Genomic DNA, 25315 nt, shown 5'->3' with positions numbered 1-25315 from the left:
AAACTTCCAGCTTGGATTAATCCTATAAACCGAGAACCCAAAGTTGCTGATCAATGTCATGCCGGTGCGCCCCGTCTTTAAAATCCAAAACCCCAGATAAGTGTTTTCACTTATCAACAGTTTATTCACAAAGTACCTTCCCCAAGCATTTTTTCAGTCCTGCGTCACGTTAATCTACCAATTTATATCTGGTAAATTTACGCATTATACTGCGTATTTTTTCTCGTACATTTGCCAATAGCTATTCCCATTTTTAAATCTATTTAGTTTATTTTCAATTAGTTGGGCAGTTATCAACATTTCTATTATCTAACCAATCCCTTGCGTACGCTTCAAGTTTGGTGAATATTAGCTCATCAAATAAACTTCTAAAACCTACAACTATGCAGAAAGAATCAGTACTCAAACAACAGGTTGAAGCCATCGGTCAACACATCGGTTACGAAGCCGGTGAAGAAATGGTAAAGCGTTTTTACGATAAGCATCCTGAACAACAATATGGCAACATAGTTGGCAGAGAAATTATTGAAAAGATTTTAGCGCAACCTAACTGTGCCGGAGTTACTATTTTACCCGCTTACAACGACCTGGGATTACGTCAATCAGTTCTGGTTGGAATTGACAATCAAGGTCAGCCAATCTTAAACTTCAACGTAGTGAATGCTTCCGGGCAGATCGTTAGTGAAGAAGGTATTGTTGCCGACAGAATGGAAACTGGATGGGGCGGTAAAGAAGAATCTATCTAATGCACTACTTCAATTAGTTTCTTCTTGTTATATTTGACGAAACTAACGAAGTGCACATTGAAGATATATCAAGGCTTACAACATTATTGCCTGTAATAATTTATTTTTTCCGAAAAAGGGATAGTAAATTTTTACAGGCAATTGTTTTATTCAACACTTTTTATATTGTCTATGATTTCTTATACTACTTGATACGCCACTACAACAAGGAGTTAGGAAATTATTTCAACCTATTTTACGTTCCTTTGGAATACCTGTTCATTTACCTTTTCTTTCGGAACTTATTCAAATCAAAAAGCTCACTAAAATTCATTAACTATTCTCTACTCAGCTTTACTTTATTATGGGCTGTTTCATCCTACTTTATTTCAGTAAGTACATTTAATTCAATTCTTAATGGACTTGAATCTCTATTGATCATAATTCTTACTTTCATTTATTTTTACGAGGAAATCAAAACACCAAAATCGCTTTTCATATATTCTCAACCTCAGTTTTGGGGGGTTATTGGATTCTTCCTCTTCTTTGCTGGCTCTTTTTTTGTCTTTCTCTATAAACAAACCCACAGGCAAGAAGAACAATTTCTAGAACAATATATTTACATACATTCAAGCTTTTTTATTCTTAGAAACCTTTTATTTTTGATTGCTTTGTTTATCAAGCCAGAGAAAGTAAATATTCCCAATGAAAGCTCATCATTCACCTAAAAAAACTTACCCAATCCATCAACCCCATGTTTTTCCTACAAACCCAAAGTTTCCAAAATAATACAACGTACGTCGTTTACTTCGGTATGTTTGGTATGTTGTTGTTAGCTGTGGGCCTGATTGTTTTTATTGTGTTTCACCAGCGCAAGGTTATTTACTACCAGCTGCGTATGCGTAATATGCAGGCAGAACACCAGCGTTTGATGTTGCAAGCCACTCTTAACAGCCAGGAAGAAGAACGTCAGCGTATTGCTGCAGACCTTCATGATGATGCCGGGCCTTTGCTGGCAACAGTCAGGCTTTATTTAAATGAAAACCTGATTCACCAGGACCAGGCAACACAACTGCAATCCATTTACAATGCCAAGCAAATTGTAGACGATACCATTCAACTCATCAGGAATATCTCACACAGTCTTATACCACCCACGCTCAAAAACTTTGGTTTGGAAAGTGCTATGACTGACCTGATACAGAAGATCAATGGTACCGGCAGCATCAACGGCAGTTGCCGGTTTCATGACTATAAAAGAAGATTAAAACTGGAGCAGGAACTTTCTGTATTCCGCATTATGCAGGAGATTGTAAACAATATTCTCAAGCACAGTAACTCCAGCTTTCTGCACATCACCCAGAATAAAACAGATGAATATTTTTACCTGCGTATTCATCATGACGGGAACGGGTTAACGCAAACCGAGTATGAAAAGATGAGAGACACACCTACCGGTCTGGGTTTAAAAAATATTCACAGCCGGATGAAGATATTGAACGGTAAAATCTTTTATGAAAAAGATTCTACAAATACTTACTATAAAGTAACGCTGGAGTTGCCGATTGACGCTGTACAATAAATGTGTAATTTCATCTAACTTTACAAAGTATTTACCTCTATGTCGCAAATAAAAGTAGCCATAGCAGACGACCACCAGATCTTCAGAAAAGGAGTAATCCTTTCTTTGAGAAGCTACCCCAATCTCAAATTTGTTCAGGAAGCAGAAAATGGTGATGAATTACTGGCAGGATTACCTGAATCTCAGCCTGATGTTATTCTGATGGATTTACGCATGCCCGGCAAGGATGGAATTGAAACTACTAAAATCATCAGCAAGCAATACCCTAATATCCATGTACTGGTGTTAACGATGTATGAAGATGAGCGCTTTGTTACACACCTCATGGAAAACGGAGCAAATGGTTATCTTTTAAAAAGCTCTGATCCTGCAGAAATCAAAAAAGCCATACTTGAAGTGTATACTAAGGGTTATTACCTGAACAATTTTGTAAACCGTATTCTGCTTAAAAAATCTCATACCAAGCTAAAAGCTATTCCCTCACTTAACAGCGAAATTCAGATCAACGAAAAAGAAAAACAGGTTATCCGCCTGCTTTGTATGGAATATACAGCCCAGGAAATAGCCAAAGAAATGGAAATCAGTCCACGTACGGTAGAAGCCATTAAGGATCGTTTAATGGAGCGGTTTGGTGTAAAAAATTCTGTAGGGCTTGTTTTCTTTGCGATGAAAAATTCACTTATTGATTAGTGAGCTGTTCACGAATGTATTGAGTGTTTAATGCATCTTCCAGAAATTTTTTTATAAATGCTGAAAGTTTCGGGTTTACTTCAGCAAGCAAATTCAGATCATCTATCCCCAATTGATAGGCACTGAGGATCGCCTGTTTATCATTTCCCATTTCAATGATCGTATTTTCATCATTTAAGCGCCGGTCTTCTTCAAGATCTTTAAAATCATCCAGGAGAAGAATAGGCCGGGCAGCCGCATACCAATATGGAAGAAAATCATTAATCCACTCATCAGTAATATCCAGGTCTACTAGTGTGAGCAGAAAAATATCACTTCTCAGCAGCGCTTTGTATTTTGTTTCAAACTGAAAATGTTCCGGCGTTTTACCGGAAAGCAAATGAAAGATATCAGCAGCCAGGTGCTGTTGTCTTACTTTACCACTTAATATTTTCTTACACTCTTCAATTAATTCATCACCTGAAATTTCAAGTATTTCAAACCGCTTTAACCGGTCAAAACCATCTTCCATTAAAGTAACATGCTCATCACCTAACAGTACATCTTTTGCGATACCTTTTCTGAAAAACAGATCAAATGCAATAGGTATGGTTAAAAAACCAAAACCTGCTGACAGATAAATACGCTTATTTTTCCAAAACCGGTTATTGGCAGGTACTGCTCTTTTATTAGCAAAGAAGTCAGCTATCTCTTCATCAATACCCAGGTCTCTGTTTAGGATTTTGGATGTTATTACCATGAAAATTATTTTTGGTTGTATCTGCGTAAGCTTGTGTGGAACGACGGTTAGCTTCAGCTACAAGGGAATCCGCAATTGGTTTAAGTATGGAAGGATTATTGAGATAGAAATCATAACTTTTATAAAACAGTTCCGGGGATACTTTATAATTCTGAAGAACCCTTTTTAAAGAAGCTACATTATACTCTTTAAGCTTTATGGTTGTATCTGTAATACTCCGTTGTGTATTTACTGCATCAACAATCAATAAGTCCATCATCATCTGCTGCATCTGGCGGGGCTGTATCAATTGAGACGGTACTTTATTTTTACCGGAACAGGAAAATAAGAACAGCAATAATGCAGCAAGTATTAATTTTAATTTCATCTCAATTCCTGTTTAAATTTTGCCGCATTACGAATGTCCAGCCTGCTTAAAATTTCTGCAGCTTTGGTTTTATCCTGGAGAGAAGCTTTCTTAAAAATACCAATCAGCTCATCCGTTTTACCCAGCATAAAAAACTGAATGATCATTAAGTTAGGCGTTTCCCTGTTAAGGTTATCCAGGTAAATTAATGCATTTAACACTTCTGCTCTTGCCGCATTTTCATCTTCATACATTTTATCAATACCTTTCCTGTAATAGGTGTAATAAACATCATGTATTAACGCATAGCGGTTATTAATAAGTTGATCAGCCAGTACATAACGGTTAAAATTTCCGTTATCACCCTGCCTCCATCCGGATATACGACTGGACTCCGGCGAATTATTGACAATATTGTACGCCTTCTGAAAATAGATATCACCGCCACGCTGACCAAAAGAGTTATAGTCATACCCTAATATCAGGTAAACATAATAGGCAATAACTGCGGTTAAATTAGACACCAAAGGATCTGAGCCCGAAACACGGTTTTCATTAAACTCCAGTGGTTGTGATTCTACATACCTGAAATCAAGAAACTGATCCTGAAAGTTAATGATAGGCGATACATAAGAAGCTTGATACACCGGTCTCGCCACCTGTACAATGAGTGAACTGGTGTACACATTCTGCTCCGGTGTTTCAGTAATATTAATCAGGAATTGGCAATTGATGCGTTCGTTGGTTTTAAAAGCATCATTACTCCACTTGCGTTTATTAATAAAATTAGTGAGTGCTGTTTCAAGTGTTCGGAAAATTTTCCGGTCAACCGTGCTGGGTAACTGGTTATCCTGCACCTTTACCCGGCAATTGAATTCCTGTGCATATGCACCGGCAGTTGCTGCCAGTATAAGTATAAAACCAACAATTATCTTTTTAATCATGCTGTAATGTTTTAACGGCATTTACAATATCTGCCGCTACTGCTGTTTTTGACTTTAAAGAACCTTTCTGCTCTGCACCATTTTTAAAAAACAAAGTTACCTCATTCGTGTCTGTTCCAAACCCTGCTCCTGTTGTTTGCAGAGAATTCATAACAATCATATCAGCGTTTTTTGAATTGAGTTTTTGAAGTGCATACTCACGCTCCTTGTTTGTTTCTAATGCAAAGCCTACCAGAATCTGCTTTTTATTTTTAACTGCTCCTAAACTTGCGAGTATATCTTTTGTTTTTGTCAGTTCCAGGATCATACCCTCACCCTGCTTTTTGATTTTTTCATTTTCTTTTACAGCAGGAGTATAATCAGCAACGGCAGCAGCCATAACAGCAATATCACAATCCTGAAATTCCTGAATACATGCTTTATACATCTCTTCAGCAGATTGTACGGAGATGGTTTTACCAACAACTCCTCCAGGTTTCAGGCTTGTTGGACCAAGCACCAAAACTACATCCGCACCACGTTGTGCAAATTCTTCTGCAATTGCAATCCCCATCTTGCCGCTTGAGAAATTTCCGATAAAACGAACCGGGTCCATTTTTTCATATGTAGGACCTGCTGTTATCAAAACTTTCTGACCAGAAAAATCTTTTTCCTTACCGCTTTTGTTTAAAAAAATACGTAACTCTTCTGCGATGGTTTCCGGCTCAGCCATTCTACCCTCGCCAAACAATCCACTGGCCAATTCGCCTTTTTCAACAGAAATTATATGATGACCAAAGGATTTCAATTGTGAAAGGTTTTGTTGTGTTGCCGGATGTTTCCACATATCCTCATCCATAGCAGGCGCTACCATTACAGGGCATGTAGCCGAAAGATAAACCGCAAGCAAAAGGTTATCACAAGCACCATGTGCCATTTTGGAAAGTGTGTTGCAGCTGAGCGGTGCTATAAGCATTACATCAGCCCAGCGGCCTAACGCAACATGATTGGCCCAGCTATGATCATTGGACAAATCTACCAGTACAGGATTCTTTGAAAGCGTAGATAAAACCAGCGGCGATACAAATGAAGCAGCCGCAGGTGTCATTACCACTTTTACTTCTGCCTCCTGCTTTACCAGTAAACGAACCAGGTAGATAATTTTATAGGCAGCAATACTACCGGAAATACCAATCAGAATTTTTTTTCCTTGAAGTGACATTATAGACAACTTAACTTGTTCAGAATAGAGCTTGTAAAGTAGCAAAAATCATAGCAACAAAAAACAATGGCGACCGAATTCGGTCGCCATTAACATTATTTCGGCTGTTCTTAAGAGAACAGATCGTTATCTGCCTTTCTGTGGTAGATTTTATCTTCCAGGAATTCCTGGGTAGCTAATATGGCCGGGTTGGGCATACGCTCATAAGCCTTTGAAATTTCAATCTGCTCTTTGTTTTCATGAATTTCTTCAAGACTGTCTGTATGACTTGCAAATTCGTCCAGTTTATTATGCAATTCCTCTTTAAGAGAAATATTGATTTGGTTGGCTCTTTTGGCAACAATTGCTATGGATTCATACAAATTACCCGTCTTACTTTTAATGTCAGCCAGGTTTTTTGTTTCCACCACATTGCTGGTATTGGCACTAACTTTTCTTATCAGTCTGCTCATTGTTGATGACTTTTAAACTGTTTTTTGAAAGATTAAAATATTTTTCTGCGTCCTTGAGTAATTTACTTTCCGGAAAGCGATCTACAAAGTCGTAATACTCTTCCACCACTTTTTCAAAACGTTCTTTTTGTTTTGTTTCCACACTCATATTTGCATACTGGTAATAGGACCGTATGATCATGAGTTTATATTCATCAGTACGTTTTGAATCAGGATAATGGTTCAGCAGGTTCGTAAAAGAAATAGCTGCTGCCCTGTAAGCGCCAATGTTGTAATATAACTCAGCGCCTTTGAATTCTTTTACCTCTAACTTCTCGTAACATTCACCAATAATTTTCCTGGCTTCCTCCGCCTTTGTTGACTCAGGGTAATTATTGATATGCGCCTGCATAAACCCGATTGTCTTTTCCGTATTGGTTTGATCCAGTTCCACCTTGGGGGACTGTTTGAAAAAACAATACGCATGCATGTAATCTGCCTCAGCTGCCCGTTGGCTTTTTGAAAATGCATCCAGGAAACCTTTGAACAGGTTTTCAGCATTCATATAATCCTTCTGGTAGTAGGCACAATAAGCGTACTTATAATAAAGATCTTCAAAGCGGGGATCATTACGCAATACGGGAAACAAATCCTCGTAAATCTGCTGAGCCCTGCTGTATTTCTTATCTGCATAATACTTTTCAGCCATCCGCAGTTTGTATTCAATATCGTTGCTTTTAAGAACTTTGGTAAGACTCTTTTTACTACAGGCAGGCAGTATAAAAAACAATGATAAAACAACAAAAATCCGGATTCCTGTATTCATAAATGCGGGCAAAGTTAAGAGTTTGCGGCAAAATAACCCGTTCCTTTTCAAAAAGAATCCCGAAGCCGGTTAATCTTTTCCTAATAAAAAGCCCCCTGCAAATGCGGGGGGCCTTTTCTATTATCAGGGTTATTCTTATTTCTGCTCTGCACGGAGCTCAACTACTGAAGGATCACCTTCGCTGCAATCGTATTGAGCAATGATGCGGTCGGGGCTAATGCCTTGTGACTCAACGAGGTACTTCACAATTGCATCAACACGCTTTTGACCAGCAGCTTGTCCGGATTTGCTCTTGGCAGCACTGCCGCAAACAACCAGCTTACACTCAGGAGCACCACGGAGGTTAGTAGCTACACTTCCCAATAAGGCTTTCGCTTCAGGAGATAAAGTAGCGCTTCCGCCTTTAAAGTTAATGCTTGGTAAATCTACCAGGTTACATTTTGGTGGCTCGTAACGAGGAGTTTTGCAGCACTCAGGCTCAGGACATTTACCCACACCATCAGCATCTACAGGCTGGCATTGAGTAGGAGTAATCAATTCCTTATCCTTGCAATCTGGAACACCATCACCATCTGTATCACGGCTTACACCATGTGTATCTACAGGGCAACCTGCAGGTGTGTTGGGTTCATTATCAAACTGGTCAGTTACACCATCGCCATCAGCATCATCCAAAACAGGTTTTGGCATTTTCATGTGGCGGGGAGCATTTAACTCGTTGTAAGCATAATCCAGGGGATTTAACCACCAGAGAGGCTCAACAGATTTTGCACCGAGACTGTAGTTGATATTTACATTTGTATAGTGCCATGAATCGAAATCACGGGTCATAGCAGCATCTCCAAACGGAGTTTCCTGCCAACGCTGCCCATCTAATAAATCATCATTGGTCCATGTTAACACTTCTTCAAGACCTAAGCTCCAACGCTTGTTTAATTTAAACGCAATACCGAAACCGGTTTGAACGGTAGGTTTGAAGGTCATATCAAACAACTTAGGACGACGCAAACCATGACCTTCAGCATCACTTTCATATACACCATCCATACCGGCTTTCAGATCTCTGAGTACTTTATTACGGTTTTTATATTCATTATTAGCATAACTGGTAGCTACATTACGGAAATGCGTAACATAAGGTAATCCGCTGCCATCAAAGGCATCCACCTTAGTGTCATACACCATACCACCAATACCACCGAGTGCATAAAGAACAAAACCGGTTTTTGCTTTATGGAAACGAACATTGTTTAATGTTACAATACCCTGTAAAGCTAACTGGTGAATGGTTGTTTTATAATTGTAGAACACAGGGTCTCCGGTTCTAGGGCTTTGCGGATAAGCTGCAAAAAGGTTAGTGCTTTGTAACTGGTACAATTGACCGGGAATAGAACCTGCGCCACCGGGAGTGGGAGCAGCCTGCCATTGTGTATTTACAGGAGCAATATAGTTTTTAGCCCATACAGGGTTTCTGCCATAGTTATAAGAAGGCAGCCAGTTCATACCTCTTGTAATACCACCGGAATAAGCCAAACGGGCAGAAAATACATAACCCATCGCCTTACGTACATGAGCACCCCAGCCGATGTTTGGAAAACGGTTTTTAACATCGCCGCTGATTGCTACGTTACCTACACTAAGTCCGATTTCCCACTGGTTGCGTGGTTTTGCAGGAAAGGGGTATTGGTTCTGTAAAAATTCGCTGTGTTGAGACTGGCCTTTCTTGGGAACAAGGGAAGAATCCTTCCAGTCATAACTCTGAGCAGAGAGGTTGGTGATTAAAAAACATAGGGCTCCCAGTAAGAGAGCGTACTTTTTGCTTGCCATAGTTGTTGTATTAAGTTTCGAATAATCCTGATGATTATTGCAAAAATATGTATCACAGCTTAAAATGCAAATTTTTTATATTACTAACACAACAAATAAAAACAGCGGTATCTGGCTCAGATTCAAGAGTCAAACAAAAAATCCATCGCAATTCAAACCGTATCGTAAATTGCCGCTCCATGCATTCCATCGAAACAGTACAGGCCATCATAAAAAACGAGCTCACGGTCTTTGAGGAAAAGTTCAAAGACGCCGTAAAAAGCCGTGTTTCGCTGCTTGACAGGATTATGCATTACATCATCAAACGGAAAGGCAAGCAAATCCGGCCCATGTTTGTTTTTTTGAGTGCACGGCTATTTGGCTCCGTTAATGAAAGTTCCTACCGGGCAGCCGCACTGGTTGAAGTGCTGCACACAGCCACACTGGTACATGACGATGTGGTGGATGAAGCTTATGAACGGAGAAACTTTTTCTCCATCAACGCACTCTGGAAAAACAAAGTAGCCGTGCTCGTAGGTGATTACCTGTTATCAAAAGGGTTGCTCCTTTCACTGCGCAATCATGATTTTGAAGTGCTGGAACTTCTCTCCACAGCGGTTGAAAAGATGAGCGAAGGCGAATTACTTCAAATAGAAAAATCAAGAAGTCTCAACCTGAGCGAAGAAGTGTATTTCGAAATCATCAGAAATAAAACCGCTTCTCTCCTTGCTTCTGCCTGCAGTGCCGGCGCCTGGACCACCAGCAGGGACAAAGAAATCACTGAAAAAATGAGGCTCTTTGGCGAAAAAGCCGGTCTTGCATTTCAGATTAAAGATGATTTGTTTGATTACGGCTCTGATGCCATCGGCAAACCTACCGGTAATGACATCAAGGAAAAAAAACTTACCCTTCCACTTATTTTCACACTCAACAATACTTCTGCTGCCCGTAAAAATGAAATGATTTACATCATTAAAAACAAAAACAAAGAGCGCAAATACGTACAGCAGATCATTGACGAAGTAGTTGCAGCAGGTGGCATTGATTATGCAACCCAAAAAATGCTGTCGCTGCGTAACGAGGCTTTAGAAATTTTACATGAATTCCCAGAAGGTGAAGTCCGCAACGGACTTGAAACACTGGTACGTTTTACTACTGACCGGAAATATTAAAACTTGCAGAAACGCTGGACCATAGAACAGGCAGATGCGCAACGCATACAGCAATTACAGCAGCAGTTGAAAATTCATCCTGCACTTTGCAAAATTCTTGTACAGAGAGGACTGGACGACTATGAAAAAGCAAAAGATTTCTTTCGCCCCGGCTTAGATGCATTGCATGATCCCTGGCTGATGAAGGATATGGACCTTGCTGTTAACCGTATTCTTAAAGCAATTGAGCAAAAAGAAATAATTCTTGTATTTGGCGATTACGATGTAGATGGCACCACCAGTGTAGCCTGTATGTTTCAGTTTATACAAACCATCACAGCGCCGGAGTTGGTAGATTTCTATATTCCGCATCGCTACCGGGAAGGCTATGGCATTTCCAAACAGGGAATTGATTTTGCAAAAGAACATGGATTTACACTCATAATTTCACTGGACTGCGGTATCAAGTCAGTTGAACTTATTCAGTATGCAAAAGAAGGAGGAATAGATTTCATTGTGTGCGACCATCACCTGCCGGATGAACAATTGCCACCTGCTGTTGCTATCCTCAATCCCAAACAAACCGACTGCAGTTACCCCTACAAAGAATTATGCGGCTGTGGTGTGGGTTTTAAACTCATTACGGCATTAGTGCAACAATTAAACAGGCCATTGGAGGAAGCCTATGCTTACCTTGACCTTGTTGCCACAGCTATTGCAGCAGATATTGTTCCTATTACCGGCGAAAACAGGATATTGGCTTTTTATGGTTTGAAAAAAGCCAATGAAAATCCCTGCAACGGTATCAAAGCATTACAGTTTTTAAGTGGTCATACCAAAGCATTGCACATCACCAATCTTGTTTTTTTAATAGCTCCCAGGGTAAATGCAGCAGGACGTATGGATGATGCCCGTAAAGCCGTGCAGATGTTCATTGCTAAAAGTTATGAGGACGCATTAAGCTTTGCCGAAATGCTGCACAGTGATAATGATGAGCGCAAAGAAGCGGATGCAAGTATAACTGAAGAGGCACTTCACATCATTCAACAAAATCCGGAACTGCAAAAAAGAAAAACAACCGTGGTTTATCAACCGCACTGGCATAAAGGCGTGGTAGGCATCGTAGCCTCCCGATTAACAGAACATTATTACCGACCCACTATTGTACTTACCCAAAGTGGTGATTATGCTGCCGGCAGTGCCAGAAGTGTGGCCGGTTTTAATTTGTATGAAGCCATTCATGCCTGCCGGGAACATTTGCTGGGTTATGGAGGGCATTTTGCTGCAGCAGGTTTAACACTGGAAACGAATAAAATTGAGGCTTTTGCGCAGGCTTTCGAAACGGTAGTGGCCGCACAGATTCCTGATGAACTGTTAATCCCCGAAATAAAAATTGATGCAGAAATTTCTTTTGCTGATATTAAACCAAACTTCTTCAACATCATTCAGCAAATGGAGCCATTTGGTCCTGAGAATATGCGGCCGGTTTTTATTACCAGAAATGTAATGGATGCAGGGTACAGCAAACTGGTGAAAGAACAACACCTGAGGTTGGTGGCAAAAGAAAACAACACGGTGCTTACCGGCATTTTCTTCAGGGCGGCCCATTACCTGCCTATTGTACAACAAGGAACTTTTGACATTGTCTATACCATTGATGAAAACGAATGGAATGGCTCTGTTTCATTACAGTTGAAAGTGCTGGATATACGACCCTCCGCCTGATTGGAATGTTCATAAAAAAATCACAGCCTTGATTTCGATTCAGGTTCGGGATGATTTAAATTGCAGGTACAAAACTTAAATACATGAGAAAAATTTACACTTTAATTTTTACGATTATTGCCCTTGGCAGTAAGGCACAAACATATCACTTACTCTCCGGAGGTACGTTTTCACAAAACTGGACTAACACTTCGTTAATAACTGTAAATGATAACTGGTCCAATGTTCCAAGTATGATTGGTTATAGAGGTGATGACCTTGTAACTTTAACAGGAGTAGATCCGCAAACTATTTTAGCAGCTGGCACCACAACACCTGTAAACGTTTTAGCCAATCAAGGTGTTACCGCCACTAATGGTGGTCTTCTTGAAATTGACCAGTCAATTGCTAACCCCACAATCGCTATTCAAGGGTCAGGAACAGCGGATGCTCCATTTCTTTTAATGTTCATCAATACAACCGGCATTACGGGTGTACGTGTAAAATATTTACTTCGTGATCTGGATGCGTCTGCTGATAATTCCACCCAGCCCATAGCTTTACAATACCGAATCGGCAACACAGGTGATTTTACCAATATCCCCGCTGCATTTGTAGCAGATGCATCAGGTGGACCCAGTTTGGCCACACTTGAAACACAGGTAAACATTGTATTGCCGGCAGCCTGTAACAACCAGGCAGAGTTACAACTACGAATCATCACCGGTAATGCAACAGGCTCTGATGAATGGATTGGTATTGATGATATTGATATCAGAAGTTCTGACAGTGATGTAACTCCACCGGTAATATCTACTTTAAATCCTGCAAATGGTGCAACCAATCTTTTATTGAGCCCGCTTTGCACCATCACCTTTTCTGAAGCGGTGCAAAAAGGAACCGGCAATATTCTAATTAAACGTTTTAGTGATAATACCACTGTTCAAACCTTTGATGTTACTTCAGCTGCTGTATCTGTTTCAGGAAGTGCTGTAAGCTTTACCGCTTCGTTAATTGCATCCACGCAATACTATGTTGAAATGGATGCAGGTGCTTTCAAAGATTTAGCCAATAACAATTTTGCAGGTATTACAGGTAACAGTACCTGGAGTTTCAGTACCGGCACCGGTGCTATTACTAATTACAAATTTGATTTCAACAGTTGCACCATCGGTGGAGCACCCGGTAACAACTTTTCACAATTCAGCGTAACAGGCGATTCTGTTTGGAAATGTACTTCCTTTGGTTTTGGCGGAACCAACGGTACACAAATCACTGGCTTCTCAGTAGCACAAGGAGCCCTGCTCAATGAAGATTGGTTGATCAGTCCTGCATTGAACTTAACAGGTTTTGATGTACCACTCTTACAATTCAGAAGCCGAACCAGGTTTGCGGGTTTATCATTGAAACTTTTTGTATCCACCAACTATAGCGGCAGCGGCAATCCAAACACGGCCACCTGGACCGAAATCAACGGACGTTTTCCTGAACTCAACTCGGATGTTTGGACCCTGAGTGACAGCATCAATCTCAATAACTTTAAATCAGCAGCTACTTATTTAGCATGGGTGTATTATTCCAATCCAAGTGCCGGTGCTGCCAGATGGACATTGGATAATGTAGAAATTTATACCAACAGTGTGGCGCCCCAAGCAACACTTACCATCAGCAATGGGCTACCAAAACTTATCAATTTTGGAATCGTTACAAATGGCAACACATCTGCACCTAAACAATTCTCATTCTGGGCCAATGAAGTGAGCGGCAACTTAACCGTAACAGTACCTGCCGGTTTTGAAATTTCAAAAGACAACACCAGCTATAACGCATCTGTAACTTATACCAATACTGAGTTAAACAGCCAGCAATCTCCTTTTGTACGTTTTAAACCTACTGCAGCCGATGCAGGTTTTGGAGGTACGCTTTCGTTTGCTGCTTCTAACTTAAACAGAGCAAGAGTGGATATGAATGGTTCATCACTCGACAAATCCAAATCACTGGATGTGGTTAACTGGAACCTCACGTGGTTTGGCGGCACCAGTAACCCACCTACAAATGAACAACAACAAATGCTGAATGCAATTAAGGTGATGGATAGTCTGGATGCAGATATCTATTTACTACAGGAAATTGTGGATACAGCACGTCTTGGTACTGTAACAAGAGCTTTGAAAAACGGGCCTTACAGCTATATCGTTTCTTTGTTTGGCAGCGGTGCACCTGATAATACAAGCGGCAACTGGCCTACTACACAAAAGCTGGCTTATATCTACCGGAGCAATATGTTCAGCAACATCAGATCACGTGCTTACACTTCTACAAGTACGAACCCCAATAACAATTTCAACTGGAGCAGCGGACGTTTTCCTTTTTTAATGGAAGCAGATGTTACCGTAGATGGTGTGAGCAAACGAATTGCTTTCTTCAACATTCATGCAAAAGCTGATTTAGGTGTGGCAACAGATTATCAACGCCGGAAAGCCGGTGCCGATTTGATGGCCGATTCGCTGAATGCCTTTTACCCAACCCAGCACTTTTTAATTGCCGGTGATTATAATGATGACCTGGATTTTACTATTTCAACAGTTGCGGGAACTTCGGCAACTCCTTACACAGCATTTACAAACAATGGCGCTTCTTATTCATTGAATTCTTTATGGGCTTCACTGCGGGGTGATAACTCTTATATCGGTCAGAGTGATGTGATTGACCACTGTGTTACCAGTAATGATATGAACCAGGATTATCATGCTTTTTCTTCCATGCTGGTAACAGAAGCTGTGAATTGGGTAAATGCTTACAGAGACAGTTTAACTGATCATATTCCACTGCTTACCCGTTTTAACCTGCGGCAGAGCAATACCAACTTAATTACTACTTCCGTAAGAAATATTATTCGGGATGGCAACTATATTAAACTTTTGGGTAACCCATCAGCTCAACCTGTAGTACAGTTTGGAAAAAACATAGCCGGCGATGTGCAGTTACGTGTAATGAGCAGTAACGGGCAGGTGGTTTGGGAAAAACGTATGAGCAACGTGCTGGCAGGTCAGATACAGCCGTTGCAGCTGCAGTTGCTACCAAAAGGAGTGTACACACTGGTAATCACCAGCAGGGAGGGAATTTATAGTGAAAAGGTGTTAAGGTAGAGGCCCCCTCTAACTCCCCCCAAGGGGGAGAACTCCGCCCACAGCCCCAACTAACTCAACCTGCCTGACAAGATCAGGCAGGTTGTTTTTTTGATGCTATGGAAACGGAACGATGAAACGAGCGTGGCAAAAACGCCCCCTCGCCTGCACCATAGCAGGTAACACAAACCCCTGCTTTTCAATGCCATTCATGGCATTCATCTGTGCAGTTCCGTGAAATCTGTGGGAGCCAAAAATACTTTCTCAAACCTTTGGCCGGCTTGGCATTCACCCCTATCTTTGCCGCCCCAAATCTGTATTGGCAGATTTTCCCTCCGCAAGGAAGGAATCCAGTGGGAGAAACCCAATTATTAATTTAAAAATCACACAGTAATGCAGAATTACGAAATGATGGTGATTTTCACCCCGGTGCTCAGCGATGATGAGTTCAAAGCAGCACAAAAACGCTATACCGACCTGGTAACAAGCAATGGTGGTGAAATTGTTCACAGCAACCCCTGGGGTTTGAAGTCACTCGCCTACCCCATTCAGAAAAAAACTACCGGTATTTACTGGGTAGTTGAGTACAAAGCCGCTACTGATTTCAACGCAAAATTGAATGTACAGTTACACCGTGATGAGCAGGTGCTCCGTCACATGTACACTGCACTGGATAAGTTTGCTGTTGAGTACAACGAAAAGAAAAGAAACGGCGCATTTTCTAACACTGAAAAAGCGGAGGCTTAATTATGGCAAAGAACGAAATCAAATACTTAACGGCCATTAAGACCGATAAGCCCAAGAAGAAGTATTGCCGTTTTAAGCGTTACGGCATTAAATACGTTGATTATAAAGACGTAGAGTTCCTCAAAAAATTTGTAAACGAGCAAGGTAAATTATTACCCCGTCGTTTAAGCGGTAACTCACTCAAATACCAGCGTAAAGTATCTGATGCAGTTAAGAAAGCACGCCAGATGGCGTTGTTACCTTACGTAACAGACTTATTGAAGTAAAAACTATTTAGTAAACCTTTCCCTAACTCTCTGTTATTAAGGAGAAGACAGTCCGCCAAAAGCCGGACTGGGTTACGGAAACTAAAACAAACACAATGGAAGTAATCTTAATCCAGGATGTAAATACACTTGGCGGTAAAAACGAGGTAGTAAAAGTTAAGAACGGTTATGCCCGTAACTTTCTGATTCCTCAAAAATTTGCAGTAGAAGCTTCTCCTTCTAACTTAAAGCAACTCAACGAGCGCTTGAAAGTACAGAAGAAGAAAGAAGATGCAATGATGGCTGAAATTAAATCAGTAATTGCAAAACTTACTGAAGCTCCTGTAAAGATGACTGCCAAGACCGGTACAAGCGGAAAAATTTTCGGAAGCATAACTACTGTAATGGTATCACGTGCAATCAACGAACAAAAAGGTTATCAGATTGACCGCCGCAAAATCCACCTGCCTGAAGACATGAAAGAAATCGGTACACACAAAGTGAAAGTTGACTTTGGTAACGGCAACGAAGCTGAGTTTGAAATTGAAGTAGTGGCAGAAGCGTAAGAACAAAATTGAAATTGGAATCCCCCGCAAGTTGCGGGGGATTTTTTTTGCCTTGGATTTACTTGCCACGGATGGCACGGGTACACACGGATTAAATACATTCTTTTGATACAAGCAATTGTGCAAATGGCATCGTCCCTTGCCACGCCTGCCTGACGGCAAAGGCAGGCTCGCTAGTGCTTTCTGTTTTCCATGGCAGCATCCTGTGTTCATCATCTTTTCTTTCCGTGCCCTCCGTGCCATCCGTGGCAAATGATTTTACTGTATTTTCATTGCACAAAACACAATCCATCATGAACACATCAAAAGTTATTGCCGGTGTAATGAAATGGGGCTTATGGGGCTCTAAGTTTGACACAGCTTCCTATGAACAGATCATTAAAGAAAGCATCCACATGGGCGTTACTACTTTTGACCATGCTGATATATATGGCGATTATACAACGGAAGAAGAATTTGGCCATGTGCTGCGTAAAGAGCCATCGCTTCGCCAGCAAATGCAACTCATTACCAAGTGTGGCATCAGGAGGCCCTGTGTCAATCGTCCGCAATTTAAAATCAAATCGTACGATACCTCCTTCAAACATATTATTGAAAGCGTAGAAACATCGCTTGAAAACCTGAGCACTGATTATATTGATGCCTTGCTCATTCATCGCCCCGACTTCATCATGAATGCCGATGAAATAGCTGAAGCCTTTGCCCAACTGAAACAACAGGGTAAAGTGCTGCATTTTGGTGTTTCCAATTTCACCCCGTCGCAAGTGGCTTTGCTTAACAGCCGTTTTAAAGTTGAGATCAATCAAATACAGGCATCTGTAACCTATTTACAGCCATTCACGGATGGCACTCTTGATCAATGCCAGGAGTTGGGCGTCATACCCATGGCATGGAGCCCGCTTGGAGGTGGTAATATTTTTGCGGCCACAGATGATGAACGTATCCTGCGTATTACTGCCGTAGCCGAAATACTGGCAGCCAAATATCAAACATCGGCTGATGTAGTTTTATTGAGTTGGCTACTCCAACATCCTTCTAAAATCATTCCGGTACTGGGTACTTCCAAACCTGCACGTATTAAAGCTGCCCTCGATGCCACAGAACTCAAAATGGAACGGGAAGAGTGGTATATGCTGTGGCGGGCCAGTACCGGTAAAGAAGTAGCGTAAAAAGTTATTGAAAATCTGATGGTTGGCAGAAAGGATTCCATCACCAAAAAGCAACGTAGGAATACGTAGGACTTAAATTTCAAGGTGAACACTTGCAGAAAAATAAGAAGTGGCTTATTTTACCTGAAAATACAGGCTTATGAGTTTCAAATTTTACGCTTTCATCCTTATTGCAACAACAACAATCTCCTGTAACCTCAAGCGCCCTTCCTTGAAAGGCGAATTCCCGGGCACGGTATCGCAATCTGTTGCTTGCGCCGGGCAAAACATCAAAATCTCCTGGGATGTGTTACAGCTCAATGAAAAATGCGCCGGCAACCAGGCTGCCTGTAAAAGAGACCCTTTATTAGTGGAAGTATCTGCAACAGGCGGTATGAGTTTTAAACAATCCCCGGCAGAATACCAGGGCGAGTATAACGGAGTAGTTACCGGTACAGAAGATGTTACCATTACACTCCACGCTTCTGATAAAGACCAGGACCTTGGTACCGGTACCATAAAAATCAATGTGCTTTCTCCCGGCGAGCTTTTAAGTTTTGATGCTGTGTGTGAAGGCGCCTGCGAAGGTGATATGCCTGCATGGAAAGAGATGAAGGTTGATTTTAAAGATCAAAAACTCTCTGAACTCATCGCACTGAAACAAATCAAAAACATCAATGCATTTGATATAGAACTTACAATTTATTATCAAAACGGCGAAACTGCTACCATGAACGTGAAAGCCGGGCAAACCAGTTCTATGTTTACCAGCAGGATTTCAAAAGTAATGGCTAAAAACAAAGCAGAGGTAAATGCCTGTAAAGGTGGTGCTGCACCTGCTTCCATTCAATTGCAGACAAGCTACGGATGTTTATAAAGGTTGATAGCGGAATAAGAACTGTTGTTTGAGGATATTGAATTCAAAACGCTGAGAGCAGATCAATTCTCCATCTAACTGAGCAGGCAGTTCCTTATCACATTCAATCAAAAAAGATTCACCGGTACGGTGTTGTATAAAAGGCAATTCCAAATGATTGCCTTTTTCAATTTTAGGAAGATAAAAGAACCGTTGCAAAATGCTCAAGGGTTCGGAAGTAATCAAATCAATGAAACCATCACGCACTGATGCTTTGGGTGATACATGAAAACCACCACCGGTACGTGATGAATTATTCACCATTGCCAGCAACAGTTTTCCTTTTTTGGCAAAACCATTTCCTGTTATCTCAAATGAAGATTCTTTGAAGCTGAGAATCGTTTTCAATACCACGAGGTAATAACCTAAATGACCACCGATAAGACGGATGGCTTTCATTTGTTTCAATACTTCGCCATCAAACCCGATCCCTACTCCGTTTAAAAATAAGTATTCATTGCATTGAGCTGCATCAACCGGCTGCGGTGCAGCTGATAAAACAATTTCCAGTTGCTGTTGCACATCAGCATCACCGTACAATTTCCATGCAAAATCATTTCCGGTACCTCCTTTGAAAATAGCTAAAGGCAATTTGATTTGCGGATAATGGTTGATGAAGTAATTCAAAGTGCCATCACCACCAACAATCCAAACATCAGAAAACCCTTCAAAAGAACCCGGCCACTGATCTGTAAAAGATTGATAGTTGATATTTCGAATCTGCAGCCACTGTTGTAACTGCTCCATGATACGCAATGATTTTCCCTTGCCGGCTTTGGGATTTACGAGGATGGCTATGTGCATGCAAGTATTCTTAGACTTCGGGGTGATTTCAAGAGATCTTTTTCTTTTTCAACTTACTTAAACCATAAAAGAATTGAGCAAAAGTATCATGTGCTTTTTTTGATTGCTCAACATTTAATTTGTTTGGAACAGCAGAACGCTTCAATTGCTGAAAACTGTTATATCGTTTTAAATCTGACATTTATACTGCGTTATCCTAAAATTACAACTCTTTACGCAGAGTTAATAAGACAAAACAGAAAAAGAGTAACACAGAACTATTTTTCTCCGTGTTACTCCTTTACTCGCCTTCTCCGTGTTCATTATTGTATTACAGCAGGGAAGTTGGCTCCTTTAAACTTTTGATTGTACTCATCCACTGCTTTTTTCAAATCACCTTCCATCTGTGCTTTGTATTTGTTCCACTCTGCTTCCAGATCAGCCAAACGCACTTTTAATCCATTGGTGATGCGGGGATCATGTACATCAGCCAGGCCTTTCAAATTAAAAAACTCAGCATTCAGTTTACTGGGCCAGTTAATCACATCCTGGAAATTACGCTGACGTGTCTCGATCAGATTCGCTTCCCATTCATCGATCTTTTTAATCAATGCTTTGCCGGCATCTACCAGCTCTTTATTTTCATTTTTATCTTTAAGCAGTTCATTGTAATGTTCTACCTGTTTCTTTACCTTACGCATCTGCAAGATGGCTTTATGAATAGCGCTGATACCTTCTCCAATGCGTTTTAAAAAGCTTTGCTGTTCACTCCAATCAACAGCCGTTACTTTTAAATTCGGATCGGGCACAACAGTAAAAGAGGTTTCACTTATTTCATTTTTATAACATAATACTGCTTTGTAAGTACCCGGCGCCAAACGATGTCCACGAAAATCACCCATGGTATAAGCACCTGTTACATCGGGTGAAATCTGCTCACCTCTGAAATCCCATGCAAAACGATTCATGCCTTCTCCTGCTGTTAAAACGGTTGGTGGCGGCGGACCGCCGGGATAAGGTTTATACGTTTCATTCTTTTTGTTGGTGTACGTACGTACAGCAGTTCCATTGGCATCTTTTATTTCCAGCTTCACCAGGTTGGTATCAGGTTTGGACGGAATGAAATAATCAAACATTACACCTTCCACGGGGTTTCTTCCAAATGCATTGCCGGGATCTAAACCCGGAATACTCGCTGCACCACTGTAACGCACAGTTGCCTTAGGTGCCACAATTTTTAATTTTTTTTCTGCAAGTAATGTTGCTGCATTTTGCAAAGGACTGATATCATCCAATATCCAAAAAGCACGACCGGCAGTTGCTGCCACCAAATCATTATCCTTGATAGCAATATCAGTTACAGGTACTACCGGCAAATTCAATTGCAGTTTCTGCCATTGATCACCACCGTTGTACGAAACATAGAAACCTCTTTCACTTCCTGCATACAACAGGCCTTTTACTTTTCTGTCTTCACGGATTACTTTGATGAAATCATCTGCATCCACTCCGGTGCTGATGCGTGTCCATGTTTTACCATAGTCCGTTGTTTTGTAAGTATAAGATGCATAATCATTCAACTTATAACGGGTAGCGCTGATGTAGGCTGTTGCTTTATCATGCGGAGATACTTCAATCGAATGAATATTACTTTCAGGCAAACCTGCCGGAGTTACATTATTCCAATTGCCGCCACCATTCATAGTTACATGTACGAGACCGCAATCACTGCCCGTCCAGATAACACCTTTCTCCAATGAAGATTCAATCACATAGTAAATGGTATTGTAGTTTTCACCACCTGCACCTTCATTGGTGAGCGGACCACCACCTTCTCCCTGTTTGCTTTTATCATTCCGTGTGAGATCGGGACTGATCTCTTCCCATTTCAAACCACCATTGGTAGTTTTTAATAATACATTGCCTGCATGATAAATGGTTTTGGCATCATGTGGTGACGCAACGATGGGTGCATTCCAGTTAAAGCGATACTTCATGTTTTTCGGTTCTACCGCCAAATTCAAACTGGGGTACGCCTGTATGTCTTTTGCTTCATTGGTAGTTGCGTCCAGCACTTCAATATAACCCTGGTAACAACCACCATAAAATTGTTGGGGATCATTGGGATCAAAAGCGATCCATGCGCTTTCACAACCGGGACCTGCAGTCCAGTCTTTATCTGTAATACCAAAGCCATTTGTTCTGCTCATCGTCATCACACTGGTATTATCCTGCTGACCGCCATATACCCAATAGGGAAAACGATTGTCAACATTTACACGGTAAAATTGTGCAGTTGGTTGATTGTTGAGTGTGCTCCAGCTTCTGCAGTTGTTGAAAGAAATTTCACCACCACCATCATCTGCCAGTGCTACATTCTCACTGTTGTTGGGATTGATATACAGATCATGTGTATCACCATGACCTACTCTTACATTGCTGAATGTTCTGCCACCATCAATGGATTTCATCATAGGTGCATTGAGCACATACACGATGTTTTCATTCTTTGGATCAGCAAACACTTCCATATAATACCAACTGCGGCTGGTAATATCCTGGTTGTTGCTGAACAAACTCCATTTCTTACCGCCATCATCACTGCGGTACAAACCTGCTTTTGATTTCTCTGCTTCTACAATGGCATATACCCTGTTGCTGTTGGCTCTTGAAACACTGATGCCGATCTTTCCCATTTCTGTTGGCAATCCATCCATGATCTTGTTCCATGTTTCACCACCATCAGTTGATTTATACACTGCACTTCCTTTACCACCGCTCACCACTTTCCAGGGCAAGCGTTGATGCTGCCAGGTACCAGCGTACAAAATGCGTGGATTGTTCATGTCCATACTCAAACTGCTGGCACCTGTACTATCGTTTACAAATAATACTTTGCGCCAGGTAGCACCACCATCTGTTGATTTATAAACACCACGGTCTGCATTGGGACCATGCACCGTTCCCTGTGCAGCTACATATACCACATCAGGATTGGATGGATGAATGATCATATCACTGATATGTCTTGTATTGGTGAGACCGATGTTCTTCCATGTTTTACCTGCATCTACCGATTTATATACACCATCACCATAACTCGTCATCACACCACGAACGGCATGTTCACCGGTACCCACATAGATCACATTGGGATCACTTTCACTCACCGCAATATCACCAATGGAACCTACTTTAAAAAAACCATCGCTGATGTTGGTCCACTGCATACCACCGTCTTCTGTTTTCCATACACCACCGCCGGTATAACCTACATAATAAAGTTTGTCGTTGTTTTTAACACCGCTGATGGCATTAGCCCTGCCGCCACGGAAGGGACCAATGTTGCGCCACTTGAGGCTTTTGAATACTTCATCATAATTTGTTGATGGAGTAATAACGGTTGTTGACTTTTGTTTTTGGGCAGATGTGTGCAGGCATAAAGAGAAAGCCATACACAGGCAGATCAATCGTAACATATAAGTTGGTTTTGGACGATGAATGTAAGAAGGAATCGGATTAAAAAAAAGTCGAGCCATTTTCTAATTCACACAATCAATTCATTCAGGTTCCTTAGTAAATCCTGTGAAAATAGAACCCTTTTTATTGCTTCTAATAAATGAATAAACTATCTTTTACACTTAAAAGGCTCTCAAGCATGAAAAACAATAACTTATCAACCCTCATTTTTACCATTTATCTCATCTGCTCGTTTTATGTATTTGGAGGCAGTATGGTGAACGCCCTGGTAGGATATAATACATGGTATTACGTAGGTGCGGAGGAATTTGGAGCTTTTCATAAAGTGGATGCCGCCCTTATCATACGGGTATTTGTAATATTCTTTTTCTTTAACCTCCTGCTGCATCTGCTGATACTAAAGTACCGACCTGGTTTAATACCAACCTGGATGGTAGTTACAGTACTAGCCTTATACCTTATAAACTTTATTTCAACTATTGCCATTCAAATTCCCATTCAGAATAAATTGAATGAAGGGTTCTCAAAGGAGTTGATAGATGAATTGATAAAAACAGATTTTATTTACCGCAGAACGACTATTACTTTAATTGCTATTATTAATTCGATTATGTTATTTAAAGTTATTAAGAAAGTAAACAATACAAATTGAAGACTGCTACCATATTTATTCTTACGATTAAAGTAAATAAACTTATCCGTAAATCATTTTTAGAGTACTACTGCATGGCTTGACTATAAACTTGAGAATCTAATTTTGGAAAAGCAAGAAAGCAATCTTATGCCTTCACACTGCTATTCTTACCAAACAAATACTGCCCCAGCAAAAAACAACAGAGCAGAATAAAAATGCTGATATAACCCAGCCAGTTGTAGTGCATGAGTTTACCATCGGTTCCGTTGATCACCACCATACCTGATATAAAGGATGCAGTGGCTGTACCCAACTGCTGCATACTGCTGTTAAAACTCATAAAACTGCCCCGCTGTGCCGGAGGAACTACATTACTCACCATGGCCTGGGCAGCAACAGCACGGCCGGTGGCCAGCACAAACCACACTCCAAAAATCACCAGCACCCAAACAAATGCAATGGGCGGCAAATTGGTGATTAACCAGATGAACATAAACGAAGCAAGTAAACTGGCAGAGAATACAATGAGTTTGCCGTAACGGTCGCTCAGCTTTCCTAAAATATGAGCGGCAAAGAAAGAAGCGATACCGCCTACAAGATAAATCATGGGCGTTTGCACTTTACTGTAACCGTTATTAAACTCCATGTACGGATTGATAAACGGAATGATCATAAAATGCCCCATCATCATGAGTGCAGAAAACAACAAGGCCAACCGCTGTTGCGGACTTTTAACAACAGAAAAAAGCACTTCCCTTTTGCTTTCTTCTTTTTGTTGTATATGAGCCGTCATGGAAGGTATAAACCGAATGATGAAAAACAGCACCACAGTTCCCACTGCACCAACCAATATAAACGGAGCATGCCAACTGAAAAGATTAGAAAGATATAATGAAAACGGAACACCTAATGTGGATGAAACGGCAAAGGCACTCATGATGGAACCCATGGCTGCACCTCGGCGTTCATAAGGAATCAAATCGGCTACAATGGATAATACCTGGGCACCTATTAAACCACCAAACAATCCGGCCAATACTCTTGCTGCCAGCAATAAACCATAGGAAGGTGCAAGACCACAGGCAAAGGTGCCGATTAAAAAACCGATATAAGCAATTACCAATACTTTTTTACGATCGTATTGATTCACAAAAAAGGCAGCGGCAAAACCACTCACAGCCGCTGTAAGGGTGTAAGAACCTACCAATAAACTAAACTGCTTGGGTGTGATATTAAAAAACGGCATCAGGTAATTACCCAATGGCATCATGATCATAAAGTCGAGAATATGAGTGAAGTTGAGGGAGGCTAATAAAAAGATGATGAGTCGTTCGTTTTTGTTCATTTGGTTGGCCGGGTTGAGCAGGCGTACTAACAGCCTGTTTAAAACGGAAAGTTAGCTGAAAAAAGATGATTGGAAAAAGAACGATGAAGTGTGCGACGCAACATTGCTCCCTCGTATGCACCGGCGATGGCTACCAAATCTTTGTATTTCCAATAAAGTTTCTCCCTAACTTTCAGCC

At 40.9% G+C, this 25315-nt stretch carries 23 protein-coding genes; 12 read left to right on the top strand and 11 right to left on the bottom strand.

Annotated elements, in window-relative coordinates; genetic code table 11:
* Nucleotides 1–383: 383 nt before the first annotated feature.
* The 3 genes from PDL71_RS05995 (at nucleotide 384) to PDL71_RS05985 (ending at nucleotide 2997) form a co-directional block, all read left to right on the top strand.
* Nucleotides 384–746 (top strand): hypothetical protein, encoded by a 363-nt coding sequence (locus PDL71_RS05995; protein WP_407526720.1) that lies wholly within the window; start codon nucleotides 384–386, stop codon nucleotides 744–746.
* A gap of 733 nt (nucleotides 747–1479) precedes the next feature.
* Nucleotides 1480–2307 (top strand): sensor histidine kinase, encoded by an 828-nt coding sequence (locus tag PDL71_RS05990; RefSeq protein ID WP_407526717.1) that lies wholly within the window; start codon nucleotides 1480–1482, stop codon nucleotides 2305–2307.
* Between the two features lie 39 nt (nucleotides 2308–2346).
* A complete protein-coding gene (locus PDL71_RS05985; RefSeq protein ID WP_407526714.1) occupies nucleotides 2347–2997 on the top strand; it encodes a response regulator in 651 nt (216 codons plus the stop codon).
* Here PDL71_RS05985 and PDL71_RS05980 read toward each other — a convergent pair.
* The 7 genes from PDL71_RS05980 to PDL71_RS05950 form a co-directional block, all read right to left on the bottom strand.
* Nucleotides 2987–3736: a hypothetical protein gene (locus tag PDL71_RS05980; RefSeq protein ID WP_407526711.1), complete on the bottom strand. Its 750-nt coding sequence runs from the start codon at nucleotides 3734–3736 to the stop codon at nucleotides 2987–2989. The two genes, PDL71_RS05985 and PDL71_RS05980, sit on opposite strands and share 11 nt — an antisense overlap.
* The gene (locus PDL71_RS05975; protein WP_407526708.1) at nucleotides 3693–4103 is read right to left on the bottom strand and encodes a DUF4296 domain-containing protein; all 411 of its coding nucleotides are present in this window, start codon (nucleotides 4101–4103) and stop codon (nucleotides 3693–3695) included. The genes PDL71_RS05980 and PDL71_RS05975 overlap by 44 nt, the downstream gene beginning before the upstream one ends.
* Nucleotides 4100–5026, bottom strand: a complete 927-nt coding sequence (locus PDL71_RS05970; protein ID WP_407526705.1) for a DUF4835 family protein — start codon at nucleotides 5024–5026, stop codon at nucleotides 4100–4102. Before PDL71_RS05970 ends, PDL71_RS05975 begins: the two co-directional genes overlap by 4 nt.
* Nucleotides 5019–6227 carry a bifunctional phosphopantothenoylcysteine decarboxylase/phosphopantothenate--cysteine ligase CoaBC gene (gene coaBC, locus PDL71_RS05965; RefSeq protein ID WP_407526702.1) on the bottom strand — a complete coding sequence of 403 codons (1209 nt, stop codon included), beginning with the start codon at nucleotides 6225–6227 and terminating at the stop codon, nucleotides 5019–5021. The genes PDL71_RS05970 and coaBC overlap by 8 nt, the downstream gene beginning before the upstream one ends.
* A 110-nt stretch (nucleotides 6228–6337) precedes the next feature.
* Nucleotides 6338–6679, bottom strand: coding sequence for a DNA-directed RNA polymerase subunit omega (locus PDL71_RS05960; RefSeq protein WP_407526699.1), 342 nt, complete (start codon nucleotides 6677–6679; stop codon nucleotides 6338–6340).
* Entirely contained in the window at nucleotides 6654–7484 is an 831-nt protein-coding gene (locus tag PDL71_RS05955) for an outer membrane protein assembly factor BamD (protein WP_407526697.1), read from the bottom strand. Before PDL71_RS05955 ends, PDL71_RS05960 begins: the two co-directional genes overlap by 26 nt.
* Before the next feature lie 135 nt (nucleotides 7485–7619).
* Nucleotides 7620–9311, bottom strand: coding sequence for an OmpA family protein (locus PDL71_RS05950; protein ID WP_407526695.1), 1692 nt, complete (start codon nucleotides 9309–9311; stop codon nucleotides 7620–7622).
* Between the two features lie 179 nt (nucleotides 9312–9490).
* Here PDL71_RS05950 and PDL71_RS05945 point away from each other — a divergent pair, with 179 nt between their 5' ends.
* The 6 genes from PDL71_RS05945 (at nucleotide 9491) to rplI (ending at nucleotide 16831) form a co-directional block, all read left to right on the top strand.
* Nucleotides 9491–10462 carry a polyprenyl synthetase family protein gene (locus tag PDL71_RS05945; protein ID WP_407526693.1) on the top strand — a complete coding sequence of 324 codons (972 nt, stop codon included), beginning with the start codon at nucleotides 9491–9493 and terminating at the stop codon, nucleotides 10460–10462.
* Between the two features lie 3 nt (nucleotides 10463–10465).
* Complete coding sequence (recJ, locus tag PDL71_RS05940; RefSeq protein ID WP_407526690.1) at nucleotides 10466–12166, top strand: single-stranded-DNA-specific exonuclease RecJ; 1701 nt, start codon at nucleotides 10466–10468, stop codon at nucleotides 12164–12166.
* An 83-nt stretch (nucleotides 12167–12249) separates the two neighbouring features.
* Nucleotides 12250–15294, top strand: a complete 3045-nt coding sequence (locus PDL71_RS05935) for an Ig-like domain-containing protein (RefSeq protein ID WP_407526689.1) — start codon at nucleotides 12250–12252, stop codon at nucleotides 15292–15294.
* Nucleotides 15295–15666: 372 nt separating this feature from the next.
* Nucleotides 15667–16020, top strand: a complete 354-nt coding sequence (rpsF, locus tag PDL71_RS05930; RefSeq protein ID WP_407526686.1) for a 30S ribosomal protein S6 — start codon at nucleotides 15667–15669, stop codon at nucleotides 16018–16020.
* A gap of 2 nt (nucleotides 16021–16022) precedes the next feature.
* Nucleotides 16023–16286, top strand: coding sequence for a 30S ribosomal protein S18 (gene rpsR / locus PDL71_RS05925; RefSeq protein WP_407526684.1), 264 nt, complete (start codon nucleotides 16023–16025; stop codon nucleotides 16284–16286).
* Between the two features lie 95 nt (nucleotides 16287–16381).
* Nucleotides 16382–16831, top strand: a complete 450-nt coding sequence (gene rplI / locus PDL71_RS05920) for a 50S ribosomal protein L9 (protein WP_407526681.1) — start codon at nucleotides 16382–16384, stop codon at nucleotides 16829–16831.
* 91 nt (nucleotides 16832–16922) lie between these two features.
* Here the strand turns inward: rplI and PDL71_RS05915 are convergent, their stop codons facing one another.
* A complete protein-coding gene (locus tag PDL71_RS05915; RefSeq protein WP_407526678.1) occupies nucleotides 16923–17126 on the bottom strand; it encodes a hypothetical protein in 204 nt (67 codons plus the stop codon).
* On the opposite strand from PDL71_RS05915, the gene PDL71_RS05910 reads away from it, so the two are divergent.
* Entirely contained in the window at nucleotides 17125–18000 is an 876-nt protein-coding gene (locus PDL71_RS05910; RefSeq protein WP_407526675.1) for an aldo/keto reductase family oxidoreductase, read from the top strand. The genes PDL71_RS05915 and PDL71_RS05910 overlap by 2 nt on opposite strands.
* Before the next feature lie 139 nt (nucleotides 18001–18139).
* On the top strand, nucleotides 18140–18856 hold the full coding sequence (locus PDL71_RS05905; RefSeq protein WP_407526673.1) for a hypothetical protein: 717 nt from the start codon (nucleotides 18140–18142) through the stop codon (nucleotides 18854–18856).
* Here PDL71_RS05905 and PDL71_RS05900 read toward each other — a convergent pair.
* Both PDL71_RS05900 and PDL71_RS05895 read right to left on the bottom strand, forming a co-directional pair.
* Nucleotides 18851–19699 (bottom strand): diacylglycerol/lipid kinase family protein, encoded by an 849-nt coding sequence (locus PDL71_RS05900; RefSeq protein ID WP_407526670.1) that lies wholly within the window; start codon nucleotides 19697–19699, stop codon nucleotides 18851–18853. The two genes, PDL71_RS05905 and PDL71_RS05900, sit on opposite strands and share 6 nt — an antisense overlap.
* 302 nt (nucleotides 19700–20001) lie before the next feature.
* Nucleotides 20002–23157 (bottom strand): WD40/YVTN/BNR-like repeat-containing protein, encoded by a 3156-nt coding sequence (locus PDL71_RS05895; protein ID WP_407526668.1) that lies wholly within the window; start codon nucleotides 23155–23157, stop codon nucleotides 20002–20004.
* Nucleotides 23158–23336: 179 nt separating this feature from the next.
* On the opposite strand from PDL71_RS05895, the gene PDL71_RS05890 reads away from it, so the two are divergent.
* Nucleotides 23337–23810, top strand: coding sequence for a hypothetical protein (locus PDL71_RS05890; RefSeq protein WP_407526665.1), 474 nt, complete (start codon nucleotides 23337–23339; stop codon nucleotides 23808–23810).
* A 127-nt stretch (nucleotides 23811–23937) separates the two neighbouring features.
* On the opposite strand, the gene PDL71_RS05885 is transcribed toward PDL71_RS05890, so the two are convergent.
* Complete coding sequence (locus PDL71_RS05885; RefSeq protein ID WP_407526663.1) at nucleotides 23938–25137, bottom strand: MFS transporter; 1200 nt, start codon at nucleotides 25135–25137, stop codon at nucleotides 23938–23940.
* Nucleotides 25138–25315 lie beyond the last annotated feature (178 nt).

Origin of the sequence: Lacibacter sp. MH-610, from assembly GCF_045780045.1 — a bacterium.
Classification (GTDB): Bacteria; Bacteroidota; Bacteroidia; order Chitinophagales; family Chitinophagaceae; genus Lacibacter.
This window is presented reverse-complemented; position numbering and strand designations above follow the sequence as displayed.

Excerpts from the sequence above, each read along its gene's own strand:
- PDL71_RS05995 (WP_407526720.1), top strand. The coding sequence starts at position 384 with ATGCAGAAAGAATCAGTACTCAAACAACAGGTTGAAGCCATCGGTCAA.
- PDL71_RS05990 (WP_407526717.1), top strand. The coding sequence starts at position 1,480 with ATGTTTTTCCTACAAACCCAAAGTTTCCAAAATAATACAACGTACGTC.
- PDL71_RS05985 (WP_407526714.1), top strand. The coding sequence starts at position 2,347 with ATGTCGCAAATAAAAGTAGCCATAGCAGACGACCACCAGATCTTCAGA.
- PDL71_RS05980 (WP_407526711.1), bottom strand. The coding sequence starts at position 3,736 with ATGGTAATAACATCCAAAATCCTAAACAGAGACCTGGGTATTGATGAA.
- PDL71_RS05975 (WP_407526708.1), bottom strand. The coding sequence starts at position 4,103 with ATGAAATTAAAATTAATACTTGCTGCATTATTGCTGTTCTTATTTTCC.
- PDL71_RS05970 (WP_407526705.1), bottom strand. The coding sequence starts at position 5,026 with ATGATTAAAAAGATAATTGTTGGTTTTATACTTATACTGGCAGCAACT.
- coaBC (WP_407526702.1), bottom strand. The coding sequence starts at position 6,227 with ATGTCACTTCAAGGAAAAAAAATTCTGATTGGTATTTCCGGTAGTATT.
- PDL71_RS05960 (WP_407526699.1), bottom strand. The coding sequence starts at position 6,679 with ATGAGCAGACTGATAAGAAAAGTTAGTGCCAATACCAGCAATGTGGTG.
- PDL71_RS05955 (WP_407526697.1), bottom strand. The coding sequence starts at position 7,484 with ATGAATACAGGAATCCGGATTTTTGTTGTTTTATCATTGTTTTTTATA.
- PDL71_RS05950 (WP_407526695.1), bottom strand. The coding sequence starts at position 9,311 with ATGGCAAGCAAAAAGTACGCTCTCTTACTGGGAGCCCTATGTTTTTTA.
- PDL71_RS05945 (WP_407526693.1), top strand. The coding sequence starts at position 9,491 with ATGCATTCCATCGAAACAGTACAGGCCATCATAAAAAACGAGCTCACG.
- PDL71_RS05935 (WP_407526689.1), top strand. The coding sequence starts at position 12,250 with ATGAGAAAAATTTACACTTTAATTTTTACGATTATTGCCCTTGGCAGT.
- rpsF (WP_407526686.1), top strand. The coding sequence starts at position 15,667 with ATGCAGAATTACGAAATGATGGTGATTTTCACCCCGGTGCTCAGCGAT.
- rpsR (WP_407526684.1), top strand. The coding sequence starts at position 16,023 with ATGGCAAAGAACGAAATCAAATACTTAACGGCCATTAAGACCGATAAG.
- rplI (WP_407526681.1), top strand. The coding sequence starts at position 16,382 with ATGGAAGTAATCTTAATCCAGGATGTAAATACACTTGGCGGTAAAAAC.
- PDL71_RS05910 (WP_407526675.1), top strand. The coding sequence starts at position 17,125 with ATGAACACATCAAAAGTTATTGCCGGTGTAATGAAATGGGGCTTATGG.
- PDL71_RS05915 (WP_407526678.1), bottom strand. The coding sequence starts at position 17,126 with ATGATGGATTGTGTTTTGTGCAATGAAAATACAGTAAAATCATTTGCC.
- PDL71_RS05905 (WP_407526673.1), top strand. The coding sequence starts at position 18,140 with ATGAGTTTCAAATTTTACGCTTTCATCCTTATTGCAACAACAACAATC.
- PDL71_RS05900 (WP_407526670.1), bottom strand. The coding sequence starts at position 19,699 with ATGCACATAGCCATCCTCGTAAATCCCAAAGCCGGCAAGGGAAAATCA.
- PDL71_RS05895 (WP_407526668.1), bottom strand. The coding sequence starts at position 23,157 with ATGTTACGATTGATCTGCCTGTGTATGGCTTTCTCTTTATGCCTGCAC.
- PDL71_RS05890 (WP_407526665.1), top strand. The coding sequence starts at position 23,337 with ATGAAAAACAATAACTTATCAACCCTCATTTTTACCATTTATCTCATC.
- PDL71_RS05885 (WP_407526663.1), bottom strand. The coding sequence starts at position 25,137 with ATGAACAAAAACGAACGACTCATCATCTTTTTATTAGCCTCCCTCAAC.